General features: G+C 60.6%; 15 protein-coding genes. 8 read left to right on the top strand and 7 right to left on the bottom strand.

The window, feature by feature from the left end; translation table 11 throughout:
- The first annotated feature begins 2 nt into the window (after positions 1-2).
- From AC1Q6Y_RS04835 to AC1Q6Y_RS04810, 6 genes are all read left to right on the top strand, one after another.
- A complete protein-coding gene (locus AC1Q6Y_RS04835) occupies positions 3-767 on the top strand; it encodes an amino acid ABC transporter ATP-binding protein (protein WP_007989979.1) in 765 nt (254 codons plus the stop codon).
- Between the two features lie 255 nt (positions 768-1,022).
- A complete protein-coding gene (locus tag AC1Q6Y_RS04830) occupies positions 1,023-1,682 on the top strand; it encodes a FadR/GntR family transcriptional regulator (protein ID WP_492624104.1) in 660 nt (219 codons plus the stop codon).
- Positions 1,672-2,976, top strand: coding sequence for a CynX/NimT family MFS transporter (locus AC1Q6Y_RS04825; protein ID WP_492624103.1), 1,305 nt, complete (start codon positions 1,672-1,674; stop codon positions 2,974-2,976). Before AC1Q6Y_RS04830 ends, AC1Q6Y_RS04825 begins: the two co-directional genes overlap by 11 nt.
- Before the next feature lie 111 nt (positions 2,977-3,087).
- Positions 3,088-3,558 (top strand): nuclear transport factor 2 family protein, encoded by a 471-nt coding sequence (locus AC1Q6Y_RS04820; protein WP_057713404.1) that lies wholly within the window; start codon positions 3,088-3,090, stop codon positions 3,556-3,558.
- A 40-nt stretch (positions 3,559-3,598) separates the two neighbouring features.
- On the top strand, positions 3,599-3,901 hold the full coding sequence (locus tag AC1Q6Y_RS04815) for a GIY-YIG nuclease family protein (protein ID WP_223501940.1): 303 nt from the start codon (positions 3,599-3,601) through the stop codon (positions 3,899-3,901).
- 88 nt (positions 3,902-3,989) lie between these two features.
- Positions 3,990-4,925, top strand: a complete 936-nt coding sequence (locus AC1Q6Y_RS04810) for a glutathione S-transferase family protein (protein ID WP_057713406.1) — start codon at positions 3,990-3,992, stop codon at positions 4,923-4,925.
- 100 nt (positions 4,926-5,025) lie between these two features.
- Here AC1Q6Y_RS04810 and AC1Q6Y_RS04805 read toward each other — a convergent pair whose 3' ends face one another.
- A complete protein-coding gene (locus AC1Q6Y_RS04805; RefSeq protein ID WP_492624102.1) occupies positions 5,026-5,376 on the bottom strand; it encodes a glutaredoxin family protein in 351 nt (116 codons plus the stop codon).
- Positions 5,376-6,380 carry a nucleoid-associated protein YejK gene (gene yejK, locus AC1Q6Y_RS04800; RefSeq protein WP_008018580.1) on the bottom strand — a complete coding sequence of 335 codons (1,005 nt, stop codon included), beginning with the start codon at positions 6,378-6,380 and terminating at the stop codon, positions 5,376-5,378. The genes AC1Q6Y_RS04805 and yejK overlap by 1 nt, the downstream gene beginning before the upstream one ends.
- Positions 6,381-6,776: 396 nt before the next feature.
- Between yejK and AC1Q6Y_RS04795 the strand changes: the two genes are divergently transcribed.
- Positions 6,777-7,058, top strand: a complete 282-nt coding sequence (locus AC1Q6Y_RS04795) for an HU family DNA-binding protein (RefSeq protein WP_007905514.1) — start codon at positions 6,777-6,779, stop codon at positions 7,056-7,058.
- Between the two features lie 173 nt (positions 7,059-7,231).
- Here AC1Q6Y_RS04795 and rlmF read toward each other — a convergent pair whose 3' ends face one another.
- The 5 genes from rlmF to AC1Q6Y_RS04770 all read right to left on the bottom strand — a co-directional run bounded on the left by rlmF (position 7,232) and on the right by AC1Q6Y_RS04770 (position 15,244).
- Positions 7,232-8,254, bottom strand: coding sequence for a 23S rRNA (adenine(1618)-N(6))-methyltransferase RlmF (gene rlmF, locus AC1Q6Y_RS04790; protein ID WP_057713408.1), 1,023 nt, complete (start codon positions 8,252-8,254; stop codon positions 7,232-7,234).
- A 269-nt stretch (positions 8,255-8,523) separates the two neighbouring features.
- Positions 8,524-11,370, bottom strand: a complete 2,847-nt coding sequence (locus AC1Q6Y_RS04785) for a valine--tRNA ligase (protein ID WP_057713409.1) — start codon at positions 11,368-11,370, stop codon at positions 8,524-8,526.
- 239 nt (positions 11,371-11,609) lie between these two features.
- On the bottom strand, positions 11,610-12,926 hold the full coding sequence (locus tag AC1Q6Y_RS04780; RefSeq protein WP_057713410.1) for an MFS transporter: 1,317 nt from the start codon (positions 12,924-12,926) through the stop codon (positions 11,610-11,612).
- A gap of 260 nt (positions 12,927-13,186) precedes the next feature.
- Entirely contained in the window at positions 13,187-14,419 is a 1,233-nt protein-coding gene (locus AC1Q6Y_RS04775; RefSeq protein ID WP_492624101.1) for a transporter associated domain-containing protein, read from the bottom strand.
- 12 nt (positions 14,420-14,431) lie between these two features.
- Positions 14,432-15,244: a cytochrome C assembly family protein gene (locus tag AC1Q6Y_RS04770; RefSeq protein ID WP_154860474.1), complete on the bottom strand. Its 813-nt coding sequence runs from the start codon at positions 15,242-15,244 to the stop codon at positions 14,432-14,434.
- Between the two features lie 210 nt (positions 15,245-15,454).
- On the opposite strand from AC1Q6Y_RS04770, the gene ffh reads away from it, so the two are divergent.
- Positions 15,455-16,831, top strand: a complete 1,377-nt coding sequence (gene ffh / locus AC1Q6Y_RS04765) for a signal recognition particle protein (RefSeq protein WP_090457559.1) — start codon at positions 15,455-15,457, stop codon at positions 16,829-16,831.
- Positions 16,832-16,871 lie beyond the last annotated feature (40 nt).

Genomic DNA, 16,871 nt, shown 5'->3' with positions numbered 1-16,871 from the left:
TGATGAGCGAAGCAATCAAACAGCCTGTGAGCCCTGAAGGCATTATTCAGATGCAGGGCGTGAACAAGTGGTACGGTCAGTTTCACGTACTCAAGGACATCAACCTCAACGTCAAGCAGGGCGAGCGTATCGTGCTGTGCGGCCCGTCGGGTTCCGGAAAGTCCACCACCATCCGCTGCCTCAACCGTCTGGAAGAGCACCAGCAGGGCCGCATCGTGGTCGATGGCGTGGAGCTGACCAACGACCTCAAGCAGATCGAAGCGATCCGCCGTGAAGTCGGCATGGTGTTCCAGCACTTCAACCTGTTCCCGCACCTGACCATCTTGCAGAACTGCACCCTGGCGCCGATGTGGGTGCGCAAGATGCCCAAGCGCAAGGCCGAGGAAATTGCCATGCACTACCTGGAACGCGTACGCATTCCGGAGCAGGCGCACAAGTACCCGGGGCAACTGTCCGGCGGTCAGCAACAGCGTGTGGCGATCGCTCGCGCGCTGTGCATGAAGCCGAAGATCATGCTGTTCGACGAACCGACGTCGGCACTCGACCCGGAGATGGTGAAAGAGGTACTGGACACCATGATCGGCCTGGCCGAAGACGGCATGACCATGCTCTGCGTGACCCATGAAATGGGCTTCGCGCGCACCGTGGCCAACCGCGTGATCTTCATGGACAAGGGCGAAATCGTCGAACAGGCTGCGCCGAACGACTTCTTCGACAAGCCGCAGAACGAGCGCACCAAGCTGTTCCTGAGCCAGATCCTGCATTGATCAGCCCCTGGCACTGAAATAAACCCGGACTGAGTTCCGGGTTTATTTTTGTCTGCGGAAAACTCATACCCCTGTAGGAGCGAGCTTGCTCGCGATGGACTGGAGAGCGCTGCGGGGTGCCTGCCAACCAGCGTTATCGTTGACGACCATCGCGAGCAAGCTCGCTCCTACAGGGGGAGGGCTGTTGCCGTTCTGGGATATGTTGACTAACATGTCAGAAAATTCATCCTATGATTGGATGACAGGGCGAATTCCATGTCAGAAATTTCTCCATTAGTGAAACGATCCCTGGTCGATCAGGCCCTGGATCAGTTGCGCCAGCGCATCAACCAGGGCACCTGGGTCGTGGGTCAGCGCTTGCCCACGGAGCCTGAGTTGTCCGCCGAGCTGGGCATCAGTCGCAACACCGTGCGCGAAGCCATGCGCGTGTTGGCGTTTTCCGGGTTGATCGAAATCCGTCAGGGCGACGGCAGTTACCTGCGGGCGGTGGTCGATCCGCTCGATACTTTGAAGGCGCTGTCCCGTTGTTCTCTTGAGCAGGCCCGGGAAACCCGGCACATCCTCGAAGTCGAGGCCATTGGCCTGGCGGCAGTGCGCCGAACCGATGAAGACCTGGTGGCATTGCGCGAGGCCCTGAGTGTCAGCGGCAGCCACTATCACGGCGATCTCGACACCTACATCGCCTGCGACCTGGTATTTCACCGCCGTCTGGTGGACGCCGCACACAACCCGACTCTCAGCGAGTTGTATCGCTATTTCTCCAGCGTCGTCGGCGCCCAATTGCGCCAGATCCTGAACATCGTCCCGCGCCGTCAGGAAGTGTTCGACCTGCATATCGAGTTGCTCGATGCCGTTGAGCAACGCGACCCGGAACGAGCCAAAGCCCTGTCGAGGCAGTTGATCAATGAACCTTGAAACCGAGAAGTCCATGCACCGCAGTGAGTTATCCACAGCCCTCAAACGTTCGGCCGAGCTGGAAGAGTTGCTGATCGATGCCGAGGCCGATGACGAACAGGTCCAGCAAGCTCACCCGGTTCTGCACCGGCCCTGGCTGTTGCTGCTGGGCCTGATTCTGGTGGCGCTGAACCTGCGCCCGGCGCTGTCGAGCATGGCGCCGATGCTCAGCGATGTCTCGAAGTCCCTTGGCTTGTCGGCGTCCGCGGCGGGGTTGCTGACCACGTTGCCGGTGCTTTGCCTTGGCCTGTTTGCGCCGTTGGCACCCGTGCTGGCGCGGCGATTTGGTGCGGAGCGGGTGGTGCTGGGCATTCTTCTGACCCTGGCGGGCGGGATCATCCTGCGCAGTTCGTTCGGTGAAATCGGTCTGTTTGCCGGCAGTGTGCTGGCCGGTGCCAGCATCGGCGTGATTGGCGTGTTGCTGCCGGGCATCGTCAAGCGCGACTTCCCGAAACAGGCCGGGACCATGACCGGTGTCTACACCATGGCTCTGTGCCTGGGCGCGGCGATGGCGGCGGGTGCGACCGTGCCGTTGAGTGAACACTTCGACAAGAATTGGGCGATGGGCCTCGGCTTCTGGGTTATTCCGGCATTAGCGGCCGCACTGTTCTGGTTGCCGCAAGTCGGCCAGAAACACGGCGCGCACAACGTCGCCTACCGGGTTCGCGGATTGCTGCGCGATCCGCTGGCCTGGCAAGTGACCTTGTACATGGGCCTGCAATCGTCCCTGGCCTACATCGTGTTCGGCTGGTTGCCGTCGATCCTGATCGGACGCGGCCTGACTCCGACCCAGGCCGGTCTGGTGCTGTCGGGTTCGGTGATCGTTCAACTGGTCAGCTCCCTCGCCGCGCCATGGCTGGCGACGCGCGGCAAGGATCAACGCCTGGCGATTGTGATCGTGATGGCCCTGACCCTCGGCGGTCTGTTCGGTTGCCTGTACGCCCCGATTGAAGGTCTGTGGGGCTGGGCGATTGTGCTGGGGCTGGGGCAGGGCGCCACGTTCAGCCTGGCATTGACCCTGATCGTGCTGCGCTCGCGGGACTCCCACGTTGCGGCGAACCTGTCGAGCATGGCCCAGGGCTTCGGTTACACCCTGGCGTCCATGGGGCCGTTCGCGGTCGGCATCGTGCATGACTGGACCGGCGGCTGGACGGCCGTGGGCTGGATCTTCGGTGTCATCGGCCTTGGTGCGATCCTCGCCGGCCTGGGGGCCGGACGTGCGTTGTACGTGCAGGTCGAAAGCGAAAAGGTCTGATTCCCGCACACTGTCGGTATTCGTCTTGCGAATGCCGATAGTGTTCGACCCGTTTGCAGACTATCGTGCAGGCAATCTTTCGATACCCATTGCACAACAGGGAGTCTGCCCATGAGTGAAGTCCACAGCGCCTTGATCACCCGTTTCTACCAGGCCTTCCAGCGTCTCGACGGCGAGGCGATGGCTGCCTGCTACACCGATGACGTGGTGTTCAGTGACCCGGCGTTCGGCGAGCTTCGTGGTCGTGATGCTGGCGATATGTGGTGCATGCTCACCACCCGCGCCAAGGATTTCTCCCTGACCTTCGATCATGTCCGTGCCGATGATCGTATCGGTAGCGCCCATTGGGTCGCGACCTATCTGTTCAGCCAGACTGGCAATACCGTGGTCAATGACATCCAGGCACGCTTTGTCTTTCGCGATGGCAAGATTTGCGAACATCACGACAGTTTCGACCTGTGGACATGGTCACGCCAGGCCCTGGGTTTCAAAGGTCTGCTGCTGGGCTGGACGCCACTTGTTCGCAACGCCGTTCGCTCACAGGCCCTGAAGGGGCTGAAGGCATTCCAGGCCAGTCGCTGATAAGATCGCGGCTTGTTTTCCTTCAAGCCCTGATCGTTACGTGACCACCCTCAGCGAAAGCCCTGTCGACAAAACCTGGTTCGTCTACCTCGTTCGCGCGGCCAACGGCTCGCTCTATTGTGGGATCAGCGATGATCCCGTGCGTCGCTTCGCCAAGCATCAAAGCGGCAAGGGCGCGCGATTCTTTCTTTCCAGCCCGGCCATGGCCCTGGTCTACACCGAACGCTGTCGCGACAAAAGCGATGCATTGCGTCAGGAGCGGCTGATCAAGAAACTCAAGAAGAGCGCCAAGGAATGCCTGGTGGCGAGCGCAGCGAGCGCCGCCCCAGGCTTATCACTCTGACTGATCGGTTCCCATCAGGCAGATCTGTAGGCTGCCAGGTGATTGCGCGCTAAGCTGCGGACTCCTGATCCTTGCGGCGGAGCCGAGCATGTCCGAGTTGATTCTGCATCATTACCCGACGTCCCCCTTTGCCGAGAAGGCCCGCCTGCTGCTGGGCTTCAAGGGCTTGTCCTGGCGCTCGGTGAAGATCTCGCCAGTGATGCCAAAACCGGATCTCACGGCGTTGACCGGTGGCTACCGCAAGACACCGGTGTTGCAGGTCGGTGCCGATATCTATTGCGACACGGCATTGATTGCCCGGCGACTGGAGCAGGAAAAGGCCTTGCCGGCGTTCTTCCCGGAAGGTCAGGAAATGATCGCCGCGTCCTTTGCCGCCTGGGCTGATTCGGTGGTGTTCCAGCATGCGGTGAGCCTGGTGTTCCAGCCGGAATCGATTGCCGTGCGTTTCGGTAATTTACCGCAGGAAGCGATCAAGGCGTTCCTGGCCGACCGCGCCGGATTGTTCAGTGGTGGTAGCGCGACAAAATTGTCTACCGAACAGGCGAAGCACCAGTGGCCGACGATCATGTCGCGTCTGGAACAGCAGTTGCAGCGCGAGGAGGGGGACTACCTGTTTGGCGAGCCGTCGATTGCCGACTTCGCCCTGGCTCATTGCCTCTGGTTCCTCAAGGCCACGCCGGTGACGGCTCCGCTGGTCGAAGCTTATCCGGCAGTCAATGCATGGCATGCGCGGGTATTGGGCTTCGGTCATGGCGCATCCAGCGAGATGAGCTCCGAGGAGGCTCTGGCAGTGGCGCGCACGTCCACGCCAGCGGCATTGCCGGATGAGCAGTTCGTCGATCCCAACGGGTTCACGGCGGGTCAGCAGGTGGTCATCGCGGCCACGGACTATGGTGTTGATCCGGTGGCGGGGGAATTACTGTTTGCCGGCCGCGAAGAACTGATTGTGCGGCGCGAGGACGAGCGCGGCGGTGTGGTGCATGTGCACTTCCCGCGGTTTGGTTTCCGGATCGAAGCCTGCTGAAAAAAACTTTGTGGGAGCGAGCTTGCTCGCGATGGCGGACTGACATTCGACAAAATTGTTGGCTGTGTTGGCCTCATCGCGAGCAAGCTCGCTCCCACAGTTACTTCAGCGCTGCCAGAATCGCATCCGGGTCATACCCGCGAATCAGCGTCCCGTTCACATCGATGATCGGAATGCCCCCACCACCCAGCGCCTGATAGTCCTCGCGCGCGGCAGCATCCTTCTCGATGTCGAACTCCTTGTACGCAATGCCTTTCTGATCGAGGAAGCGCCGGGTCAGCTTGCAGTAACCACACCATTCGGTGGCGTAGAGCACAACGTTGGCCTTGGCCTGCGTCTGCGCCGACACCACTTGCAATGGATTGAACACCCGCTCGATCTTGCCCCAGTTCTGATAGGCCACGACCACCAGCAGGATCAGCAGGAATTTCTTCAGCACGCCGCCGAGCATCAGTTGCGACGCTTCAGCTGATCGGTGAGCGAAGTGGGCAGGCCCTTGATGATCAACGTGCCGGCTTCCTCGTCGTACTCGATCTTCGAGCCCAGCAGGTGTGCTTCGAAACTGATCGACAGGCCTTCGGCGCGACCAGTGAATCGGCGGAACTGGTTCAGGGTGCGTTTATCGGCCGGGATTTCCGGCGAGAGGCCGTAATCCTTGTTGCGGATGTGATCGTAGAAAGCCTTCGGGCGTTCTTCGTCGATCAGCCCCGACAACTCTTCCAGGCCCATCGGCTCACCGAGCTTGGCCTGGCTACTGGCGTAATCCACCAGGGTCTTGGTCTTCTCGCGGGCGTCGTCTTCCGGCAGGTCTTCGCTTTCAACGAAATCACTGAAGGCCTTGAGCAGGGTGCGGGTTTCACCCGGACCGTCGACGCCTTCCTGGCAGCCAATGAAGTCGCGGAAATACTCCGAAACCTTTTTGCCGTTCTTGCCTTTGATGAACGAAATGTACTGCTTGGATTGTTTGTTGTTCTGCCACTCGGAAACGTTGATCCGCGCCGCCAGGTGCAACTGGCCAAGGTCGAGGTGGCGGGATGGGGTCACGTCCAGTTCGTCGGTTACGGCCACGCCTTCACTGTGGTGCAGCAGGGCGATGGCCAGGTAGTCGGTCATGCCTTGCTGATAGTGTGCGAACAGCACGTGGCCACCGACCGACAGGTTCGACTCCTCCATCAGTTTCTGCAGATGCTCGACCGCCACGCGGCTGAACGCAGTGAAATCCTGACCGCCCTCGAGGTACTCCTTCAGCCAGCCGCTGAACGGGAACGCGCCGGATTCCGGATGGAACAGGCCCCAGGCTTTACCCTGTTTGGCGTTATAGCTTTCGTTGAGGTCGGCGAGCATGTTCTCGATGGCCGCAGACTCAGCCAGTTCAGAGTCGCGGGCGTGGAGAACTGCAGGTGTGCCGTCGGGTTTTTTGTCGATCAGGTGGACGATGCAATGACGGATCGGCATGGGCTTCTCGGCTGAATGAAGAGAGGAGGGCGCGCTCCCCCGAAAAAGCACCCAGTGTACCGCAACCACTGGTTTTGGCGCGGTGCGAAGGGCAATTCCCGGGCGACCGGCGGCGCTTATGCGATTTTTTCCCGATTTAGAGCAATAAAGCTGACCAAATGGGTAGCTGGAGGCGGATATTTCCCCGTCTCTGTGCTAGCTTTGCCCGGTCTTGCGCGAAGTCACTGCGTTAAGCGTGCAGTCAGCATTTGTCAGGTCGAACCAAACCCTGATTTCGGTATCTATAACCCCGATCCCGAGGTTATTTGGCCGAGGGTGCCAGATCCAGAAGATCGGGCTCGATAGCTGACATTGCACTCTGCAATCCATATGAATTTGATAGGGAAGGAACACTAAATGGCTCTTACTAAAGACCAACTGATCGCCGACATCGCTGAAGCTATCGACGCGCCGAAAACCACCGCGCGTAACGCTCTGGACCAACTGGGCCAAATCGTTGCCGATCAGCTGGAAAACGGCGGCGAAATCACTCTGCCAGGTATCGGCAAGCTGAAAGTGACTGAGCGCCCTGCCCGTACTGGCCGTAACCCTTCGACTGGCGCTGCCATCGAAATCGCTGCCAAGAAAGTGATCAAGCTGGTTGTGGCCAAAGGCCTGACCGACGCTGTTAACAAGTAAGACTTGTTAAAAAAAACCGTGCACCGGAGCGATCCGGGCACGGTTTTTTTGTGCCTGCGATTGTAGGAGCGAGCCTGCTCGCGATGGGCGCAAACGATAACGCGGGCAGTCTGAATGAACGCGTTGCTCTCAGGTTTTTCGCGAGCAGGCTCGCTCCTGCAGGTGGACGTGTTTTAGTTTTTAGGCGCCCAACGTTCGCGCCAAACCTGTTGCTGGACTGGAGTCTGGAAGGTCCACGCCACGAAGCGGCTCTGCTTCTGTCCCTGACCCATTTCCACTACCTGACTATCCAGCGCGCCGGCCTTGTTCAGGGCCGCCTGGATCGCCGGCAGGTTCGACGCCTTCGACACCAGTGTGCTGAACCACAGCACTTGTTGCGCCACCTGCACACTCTCGCTGACCAGTTGCGTGACGAAACGCACTTCTCCGCCCTCACACCACAATTCCGCCGCTTGGCCGCCAAAGTTCAATACCGGCAGCTTGCGTTTCGGATCGGCCTTGCCCAGGGCTCGCCATTTGCGTGTGCTACCCCGTGTGGCCTCGTCCAGCGAGGCGTGGAATGGCGGGTTGCACATGGTCAGGTCGAACCGCTCTGCGCTCTCCAGCAGGCCTGTGAGGATCTGCTTGGGGTTGCTCTGCTGGCGTACCTGGATCGCTTTGTTCAGGCCATTGGATTGAATGATCGCCTTCGCCGCGGCGATGGCGGTCGCATCGATATCGGAACCGAGGAACTGCCAGCGATAGTCGCTGTAACCGATCAGCGGATACACGCAGTTGGCGCCCATGCCGATGTCCAGCACCTTCACGGCGGCGCCACGGGGGATCACACCGTCATTGCCACTGGCCAGCAGGTCGGCGAGGAAGTGCACGTAATCGGCGCGGCCTGGCACCGGTGGGCACAAGTAGTCGGCCGGAATGTCCCAGTGAGCGATGCCATAGAACGACTTGAGCAGTGCTCGGTTGAACACCCGCACGGCTTCCGGGCTGGCGAAGTCGATGCTTTCCTTGCCGTACGGATTGATGATTACGAATTTCTTCAGTTCCGGGGCACTTTTGATCAGCGCCGGAAAGTCGTAGCGACCCTGATGGCGATTGCGCGGGTGCAGGCTGGCCTTTTCCTTCGGGGCGACGGCCGTGGCCGGGGTCTTCGGGGCAGGCTTTTTGCGCGCAGGCTTGGGGGAGCGGGGGGCGGTCATGGCGGTGGTCGATTCGGGTATGGCTAAAAGTGGCGGGCATTGTCCCACATCCGGCCCGTGTGAACCCAATTGTGGCAAACACCGCTGTCCCTTGTGGGAGCGAGCTTGCTCGCGATGGCGGTCGGTCAGTCAATATTGATGTTGAATGTTATGGCCTCGTCGCGAGCAAGCTCGCTCCCACAGGGGATTTTTGGCGTTTGGGAAAATGGGACAGCAGGCACAAAAAAGGGAGGCCATTGCTGGCCTCCCTTTTTCATTGCGACTCGCCGTTACAGGCTGGCAATCCGCGCATGCTGCTCGGCCAGCTTGCCCAGGGCCTGTTCGGCCTCGGCCAGTTTGGCGCGTTCTTTCTCGATGACTTCAGCCGGTGCCTTGTCAACGAAACCGGCGTTGGACAGCTTGCCGCCGACTCGTTGCACTTCACCTTGCAGACGCTGGATTTCCTTGTCCAGACGCGCCAGTTCCGCACCTTTGTCGATCAAGCCGGCCATTGGCACCAGCACTTCCATCTCGCCGACCAGCGCGGTGGCGGACAGCGGTGCTTCTTCGCCAGCAGCCAGCACGGTGATCGATTCCAGGCGCGCCAGCTTCTTCAGCAGGGCTTCGTTCTCGGTCAGGCGACGCTGGTCCTCGGCGCTGACGTTCTTCAGGAACAGCGGCAGCGGTTTGCCCGGGCCGATGTTCATTTCGCCGCGGATGTTACGGGTGCCGAGCATCAGGCCCTTGAGCCATTCGATGTCATCTTCGGCCGCCTGATCGATGCGTGTTTCATTGGCCACTGGCCAAGGTTGCAGCATGATCGTCTTGCCTTCGATGCCGGCCAGCGGCGCGATGCGCTGCCAGATTTCTTCGGTGATGAACGGCATGAACGGGTGCGCCAGACGCAGGGCGACTTCCAGTACGCGCACCAGGGTGCGACGGGTGCCGCGCTGGCGTTCGACCGGTGCGTTTTCGTCCCACAGCACAGGCTTGGAGAGTTCCAGGTACCAGTCGCAATACTGGTTCCAGATGAACTCGTACAAGGCTTGTGCTGCCAGGTCGAAACGGAACTGGTCAAGCTGGCGGGTCACTTCGGCTTCGGTGCGCTGCAGCTGCGAAATGATCCAGCGGTCAGCCAGGGACAGCTCAAAGGCTTCGCCGTTCTGGCCGCAGTCTTCGCCCTTGTCCAGTACGTAGCGCGCCGCGTTCCAGATCTTGTTGCAGAAGTTGCGATAACCTTCGACGCGGCCCATGTCGAACTTGATGTCACGACCGGTGGACGCCAGCGAGCAGAAGGTGAAGCGCAGGGCGTCGGTGCCGTAGCTGGCGATGCCTTCGGCGAACTCGTCGCGGGTCTGCTTCTCGATCTTCTTCGCCAGTTTCGGCTGCATCATGCCGGAGGTGCGCTTCTGCACCAGGGCTTCGAGTTCGATGCCGTCGATGATGTCCAACGGGTCCAGGACGTTGCCCTTGGACTTGGACATCTTCTGGCCCTGGCCATCGCGCACCAGGCCGTGGACGTAGACGGTCTTGAACGGAACCTGCGGAGTGCCGTCTTCGTTTTTCACCAAATGCATGGTGAGCATGATCATCCGGGCAACCCAGAAGAAAATGATGTCGAAGCCAGTCACGAGGACGTCGGTGGAGTGGAATTTCTTCAGGAACTCGGTTTTTTCCGGCCAGCCGAGGGTGGAGAACGTCCACAGGCCCGAGCTGAACCAGGTGTCGAGAACGTCGTTGTCCTGTTGAAGCGCAACGTCCGGGCCGAGGTTGTGCTTGGCCCGCACTTCGGCTTCGTCGCGACCGACGTAGACCTTGCCCGACTCGTCGTACCAGGCCGGAATCCGGTGGCCCCACCACAACTGGCGGCTGATGCACCAGTCCTGGATGTCGCGCATCCACGAGAAGTACATGTTTTCGTACTGCTTCGGCACGAACTGGATACGGCCGTCTTCAACGGCGGCAATCGCAGGCTCGGCCAAAGGCTTGGTGGACACGTACCACTGGTCGGTCAGCCAAGGCTCGATGACGGTGCCGGAGCGGTCGCCTTTCGGTACCTTCAGGGCGTGATCGTCAACGCTGACCAACAGGCCGGCGGCGTCGAATGCGGCCACGATCTGCTTGCGCGCTTCGAAGCGGTCGAGACCGGCGTATTCGGCCGGGATCTTGCCGTCGATGGTTTCGTTCAGCGTGCCGTCGAGGTTGAACACCTGGCAAGCCGGCAGGACCGATGCGTTCTTGTCGAAGATGTTCAGCAGCGGCAGGTTGTGACGCTTGCCGACTTCATAGTCGTTGAAGTCGTGGGCCGGGGTGATTTTCACGCAGCCGGTGCCGAATTCAGGGTCGCAATAATCGTCGGCGATGATCGGGATGCGGCGGCCAACCAGTGGCAGCTCGACAAATTTGCCGATCAGGGCTTTGTAGCGTTCATCGTTCGGGTTAACGGCCACGGCGGAGTCGCCGAGCATGGTTTCCGGGCGAGTGGTCGCGACGATCAGGAAGTCGTTGCCTTCAGCGGTCTTGGCGCCGTCGGCCAGCGGGTATTTCAGGTTCCACAGGAAACCTTTCTCGTCGTGGTTCTCCACTTCGAGGTCGGAAATCGCCGTGTGCAGCTTGGTGTCCCAGTTGACCAGGCGCTTGCCGCGGTAGATCAGGCCGTCTTCGTGCAGGCGGACGAAAGCCTCTTTAACGGCCTCCGAGAGGCCGTCGTCCATGGTGAAGCGCTCGCGGCTCCAATCTACGGACGAACCGAGGCGACGGATCTGACGGCTGATGTTGCCACCGGACTCATCTTTCCACTCCCAGACTTTCTCGAGGAATTTCTCGCGGCCCAGGTCATGGCGGCTCTGGCCCTTGGCTTCGAGCTGACGCTCCACCAACATCTGCGTAGCGATACCGGCGTGGTCGGTGCCCGGCTGCCACAGGGTGTTGCGACCCTGCATGCGGCGGAAACGGATCAGGGCGTCCATGATCGCGTTGTTGAAGCCATGACCCATGTGCAGGCTGCCGGTGACGTTCGGCGGCGGGATCATGATGGTGTAGGACTCGCCCGCGCCTTGCGGGGCGAAGTAATTCTCTGACTCCCAGGTGTTGTACCAGGAAGTTTCAATGGCGTGCGGCTGGTAGGTCTTATCCATGCGCGGCGGGACCCTATTGGCATTTATTCAGGAAAAGCCGGGAAGTATAGCGGGGATGAGCCCATGCGCGTAGAGCGAGGTGACAATGGGTGGGGGAAAAGTTGTGGTTTTTTGGGGGAGTGTTTTGTCTGCAATGACGCCATCGCGGGCAAGCCACGCTCCCACAGGATCAGTGTCGATCACAAAATAGTGGTTCGACAAAAAACTGTGGGAGCGGGCTTGCCCGCGAAAGCAATCTGTCAGGCGACCTGATTCAAATCGTTATGTCGCGTTTCCTTCAGGCACAGCACCGCGATCAAACTCAGCACCGCCGCCGCGGACACATAACCGCCGACATAACTCAACCCGCCCATCGCCACCAGTTTCTGGGCGAAGAACGGCGCCGCGGAAGCACCGACGATACCGCCCAGGTTGTAGGCCGCCGAGGCGCCGGTGTAGCGCACGTGGGTGGGGAACAGCTCCGGCAGCAACGCCCCCATAGGCGCAAATGTCACACCCATCAGAAACAGTTCGATGCACAGGAACAACGCCACGCCCCAGGTCGAGCCTTGGGTCAACAGTGGTTCCATGAGGAAGCCGGACAGGATCGCCAGCACACCGCCGATGATCAGCACCGGCTTGCGCCCATAACGGTCGCTGGCCCAGGCCGACAGCGGGGTGGCGGCAGCCATGAACAACACCGCGAAGCACAACAGGCCGAGGAAGGTTTCGCGGCTGTAGCCGAGCGTTGCCACGCCGTAACTCAGGGAAAACACGGTGGAGATGTAAAACAGCGCGTAGCACACGACCATCGCGCCGGCTCCCAGCAAGACGGGTACCCAGTATTGGCCGAACAGCTCGAACAGCGGGATCTTCACTCGTTCCTGGCGCGCCATGGCGTTGGCGAATACCGGGGTCTCATGCAGCTTGAGACGAACGTACAGGCCGACCATCACCAGTGCGGCGCTGAGCAGAAACGGAATACGCCAGCCCCATGAGCGGAACTGTTCGTCATCCAGCACCACGGCCAGGGTCAGGAACAGGCCGTTGGCCGCCAGAAAGCCGATGGATGGACCCAGCTGCGGGAACATGCCGAACCACGCGCGCTTGCCTTTCGGCGCGTTCTCCGTGGCCAGCAATGCCGCGCCGCCCCATTCGCCGCCCAATCCAAGGCCCTGGCCGAAGCGCAGGACGCAAAGCAGGATCGGTGCCCAGGCGCCAATGCTGTCGTATCCCGGCAGCACGCCGATCAGCGTGGTGCACACGCCCATCAGCAGCAGCGAGGCGACCAGGGTCGACTTGCGGCCGATACGGTCGCCGAAGTGACCGAAAAGGGCCGAACCCAAGGGGCGTGCAAGGAAGGCGATGCCGAACGTGAGAAAAGCCGAAAGCATCTGGGCGGTGCCGGATGTCTGCGGAAAGAACACCGGGCCGATCACTAGCGCGGCGGCGGTGGCATAGACGTAGAAGTCGTAGAACTCGATGGCGGTACCGATGAAGCTTGCGGTGGCCACGCGGGTGGCGGAGTTCGTCGGTTGCGCAGGTGTGGAGTCGCTGTAAGTCGTGCTGGTCGTCATGCGGTTATCCCTGACAGTCATGTGCTCCAGTGGAGCGAATTATTATGGTCGAGAACCCAGGGATGTGGGCGGAGGCACGGTCGCTGTTCAAGGTAGGAACAGTCGTCGGTTTGTTGCGGACTTTGCTGGTGGACAGGCCGGATGCTGCGACGTGCGGGGTAAGCACGGGGCCGGCGAGGCTTGGGTAAGCGTTTCGATTATAGGAAGGTGGCTAACGATCGAACAAGAGGGCTTGCGAGGACAGGGATTTTTGTCGGGTTTTAGATAACGACAGGCATCGGGCTGGTCTGCCAGATCAGCACTCGCGTGACACGGTTTTCCTCGGTCTCGAGAATTTCCAGGCGATACCGGCCGATCTTCAGGCACACCGCGCTTTCGGGAATGGTTTCCAGGGCCTCGGTGACCAGACCGTTCAGGGTTTTCGGGCCATCGCTGGGCAGGTGCCAGCCGAGGCTCTTGTTCAGCTCGCGAATGGACGCGGCACCGTCGATCACCAGGCGTCCGTCGGCTTGCGGATGTATGTGTGGGTTGTCCAGGCTCTGCTGGCTTTCGAACTCGCCGACGATTTCTTCGAGAATGTCTTCCAGGGTGACGATGCCCAGCACTTCGCCGTATTCGTCGACCACCATGCCCAGGCGCCGCTGCTGCTTGTGAAAGTTGAGCAGTTGCAGTTGCAACGGGGTACTTTCCGGCACGAAGTACGGCTCGTGGCTGGCCGCCAGCAACGCTTCCCTGGTCAGGCTCGCATCGGGCAGCAAGTGAAGGATGTGTCGGGTGTTGAGGACGGCTTCGACCTGGTTGATATCACTGTGGAACACCGGCAGGCGCGTGCGCTTGTTGTGGCGCAGTTGTTCGATGATTTCCTCGATGGAGTCATCGAGATTGATGCCGTCCACGTCGCTACGCGGTACCAGGATGTCATTGACGGTAATGTTGTCCAGCGCGTGGATGCCTGGCAGCGGGTGGGGGCGGCTTGCGGTTTCGGAGGGCGCATGCCGCTCCGTCAGCGTTTCGTCCTCGCTTTGTTGCACCACTTTGGCTTTACGGGCGAATGGGCGCGTCAGCAGCTGACTGATGCTGTTGAGCAGCCATGCCGCGGGATAGATGATTTTCAGCGGCAACCGCAGCAGGTTGTTGCCCTGGGCCAGGATCGCATCCGGATAGCGGGTGGCGAGGGCGCGTGGCAAATAGTCGGAAAACACCAGCAACATGGCGCCCGCTCCGAGGCAGGCGACCCACGGGCCGTTCTCGGCCCAGGTGAACAAGGCCAGCAAGGTGCTGATGACCACCACGAGTGCACGGCAGAGGGTGTTGCAAAAAATCAGGCTGGCCAGTGGGAAGCTGAGTTTCGCTACCGGTTTGTCGCTGGAACGCGTTGCGGTGCGCTGGGCCAGCAAATGCTGGTGCGCCGCTTCGATGGCGGTAAACAGCCCTGACCATAAAACCAGCAGGGTCAATACCGCGAGCATCGGCCCTATGGGCAAGTCGTCCATTAATGCCGCCCGTCAGATATGCAGGATGTATTCACGAACCAGCTTGCTGCCGAAATACGCCAGCATCAACAGGCAAAAACCGGCCAGGGTCCAGCGAATGGCTTTGTGCCCGCGCCAGCCAAGGCGATTGCGTCCCCACAGCAGCACGCTGAAAACGACCCAGGCCAGGCAGGCCAGCAGTGTTTTGTGCACCAGATGCTGGGCGAACAGGTTCTCGACGAACAGCCAGCCGGAAATCAGCGATAGCGACAACAGCGTCCAGCCGGCCCAGAGGAAACCGAACAGCAGGCTTTCCATGGTTTGCAGTGGCGGGAAGTTCTTGATCAGCCCGGATGGGTGCTTGTGCTTGAGCTGATGGTCTTGAATCAGCAGCAACAAAGACTGGAACACCGCGATGGTGAACATGCCGTAGGCCAGGATCGAAAGCAGGATGTGGGCGAGGATGCCCGGCTCCTCAACGATGACCTGTACCGTGCCGGCGGGAGCAAAATGCGCCAGCAACACGGTCAAGGCCCCAAGCGGGAGCAGCAGGACCAGCAGGTTCTCCACCGGAATCCGCGAGCAGGCCAGCAGGGTCAGTGCGATGACCGCCACGGCTATCAGGCTGGCGGCACTGAAGAAGTCCAGGGCCAGGCCGGTCGGGGTCAGCAGGTGGGTGAGCAGGCTGGCGCTGTGGGCCAATACGGCGAGCACGCCGAGCATGACCAGCAGGCGTTTGTTGACCTTGGCGCCGGACGCCAGGCGAGTGCCCTGGTAAATGGTCGCAGCGGCGTACAAGCAGGCGGCGGCGAGAGTAGTTAGCAAGCTGGGTGACAAGGGGAGCATAAATCCTGTTAGGCAAGCCCGAAAGTCGCTGAGTTTGGCATAGAACCCCCGCCACACGAAAGACCGCGCAACCCGACGGCGAGGTGTCCGCCGGCCGCAGTCTTCGCTATAATCCGCGACCTGCCCACGCCGCAGGCTCGCCGAGCACACGTTTAGTCCGGTCCGGGCCGCCATTATCCCGGTCTACACAGGGCCTGAAAGGATCGCGCAATGTTTGAAAACTTAACCGACCGTCTCTCGCAGACGCTGCGCCATGTCACCGGCAAGGCCAAGCTGACTGAAGACAACATCAAAGACACCCTGCGTGAAGTGCGCATGGCGTTGCTCGAAGCCGACGTCGCCCTGCCGGTGGTCAAGGACTTCGTCAATTCGGTCAAGGAACGCGCCGTCGGCACCGAGGTGTCACGCAGCCTGACGCCGGGCCAGGCCTTCGTGAAGATCGTCCAGGCCGAACTCGAAAGCCTGATGGGCGCGGCCAACGAAGATTTGAACCTGAGCGCAGTGCCGCCAGCGGTCATCCTCATGGCAGGTTTGCAGGGCGCTGGTAAAACCACCACCGCCGGCAAGCTCGCGCGCTTCCTTAAAGAGCGCAAGAAGAAGTCGGTCATGGTCGTGTCCGCCGACGTTTATCGTCCAGCGGCGATCAAACAGCTGGAAATGCTCGCCGGTGAAGTCGGCGTTACCTTCTTCCCGTCCGACCTGAGCCAGAAGCCGGTCGCGATCGCGCAAGCGGCTATTAAGGAAGCCAAACTCAAATTCATCGACGTGGTCATCGTCGATACCGCCGGTCGCCTGCACATCGATGAAGAGATGATGGGCGAGATCAAGGCCCTGCACGCCGCGATCAACCCGGTCGAAACCCTGTTCGTGGTCGACGCCATGACCGGCCAGGACGCCGCCAACACGGCCAAGGCCTTCGGCGATGCATTGCCGCTGACCGGTGTGATCCTGACCAAGGTCGACGGTGACGCCCGTGGCGGTGCCGCACTGTCGGTGCGCGCCATCACCGGCAAGCCGATCAAGTTCATCGGTATGGGCGAGAAGAGCGAAGCGCTCGATCCGTTCCATCCTGAGCGTATCGCCTCGCGCATCCTCGGCATGGGCGACGTGCTCAGTCTGATCGAGCAGGCGGAAGCGACCCTCGACAAGGACAAGGCCGACAAACTGGCCAAGAAGCTGAAGAAGGGCAAGGGCTTCGACCTCGAAGACTTCCGCGATCAGCTGCAACAGATGAAGAATATGGGCGGCCTCGGCGGGCTCATGGACAAGCTGCCGAACATGGGTGGCGTGAACCTGGCGCAAATGGGCAACGCCCAGGGTGCGGCAGAGAAGCAATTCAAGCAGATGGAAGCCATCATCAACTCCATGACCCCGGCCGAGCGCCGCGACCCTGAGATGATCAGTGGTTCGCGCAAGCGCCGGATCGCCATGGGTTCCGGCACCCAGGTGCAGGACATCGGCCGCTTGATCAAGCAGCACAAGCAGATGCAGAAGATGATGAAGAAGTTCTCTGCAAAAGGCGGAATGGCCAAGATGATGCGCGGCATGGGCGGAATGTTGCCCGGCGGCGGCATGCCAAAGATGTAAAAAATCCGCGCCGGTCATCGCACCGGCGCAGACCCGCAAG

Source organism: Pseudomonas sp. GW823-FHT06E10 (genome assembly GCF_058794995.1).
This window is presented reverse-complemented; position numbering and strand designations above follow the sequence as displayed.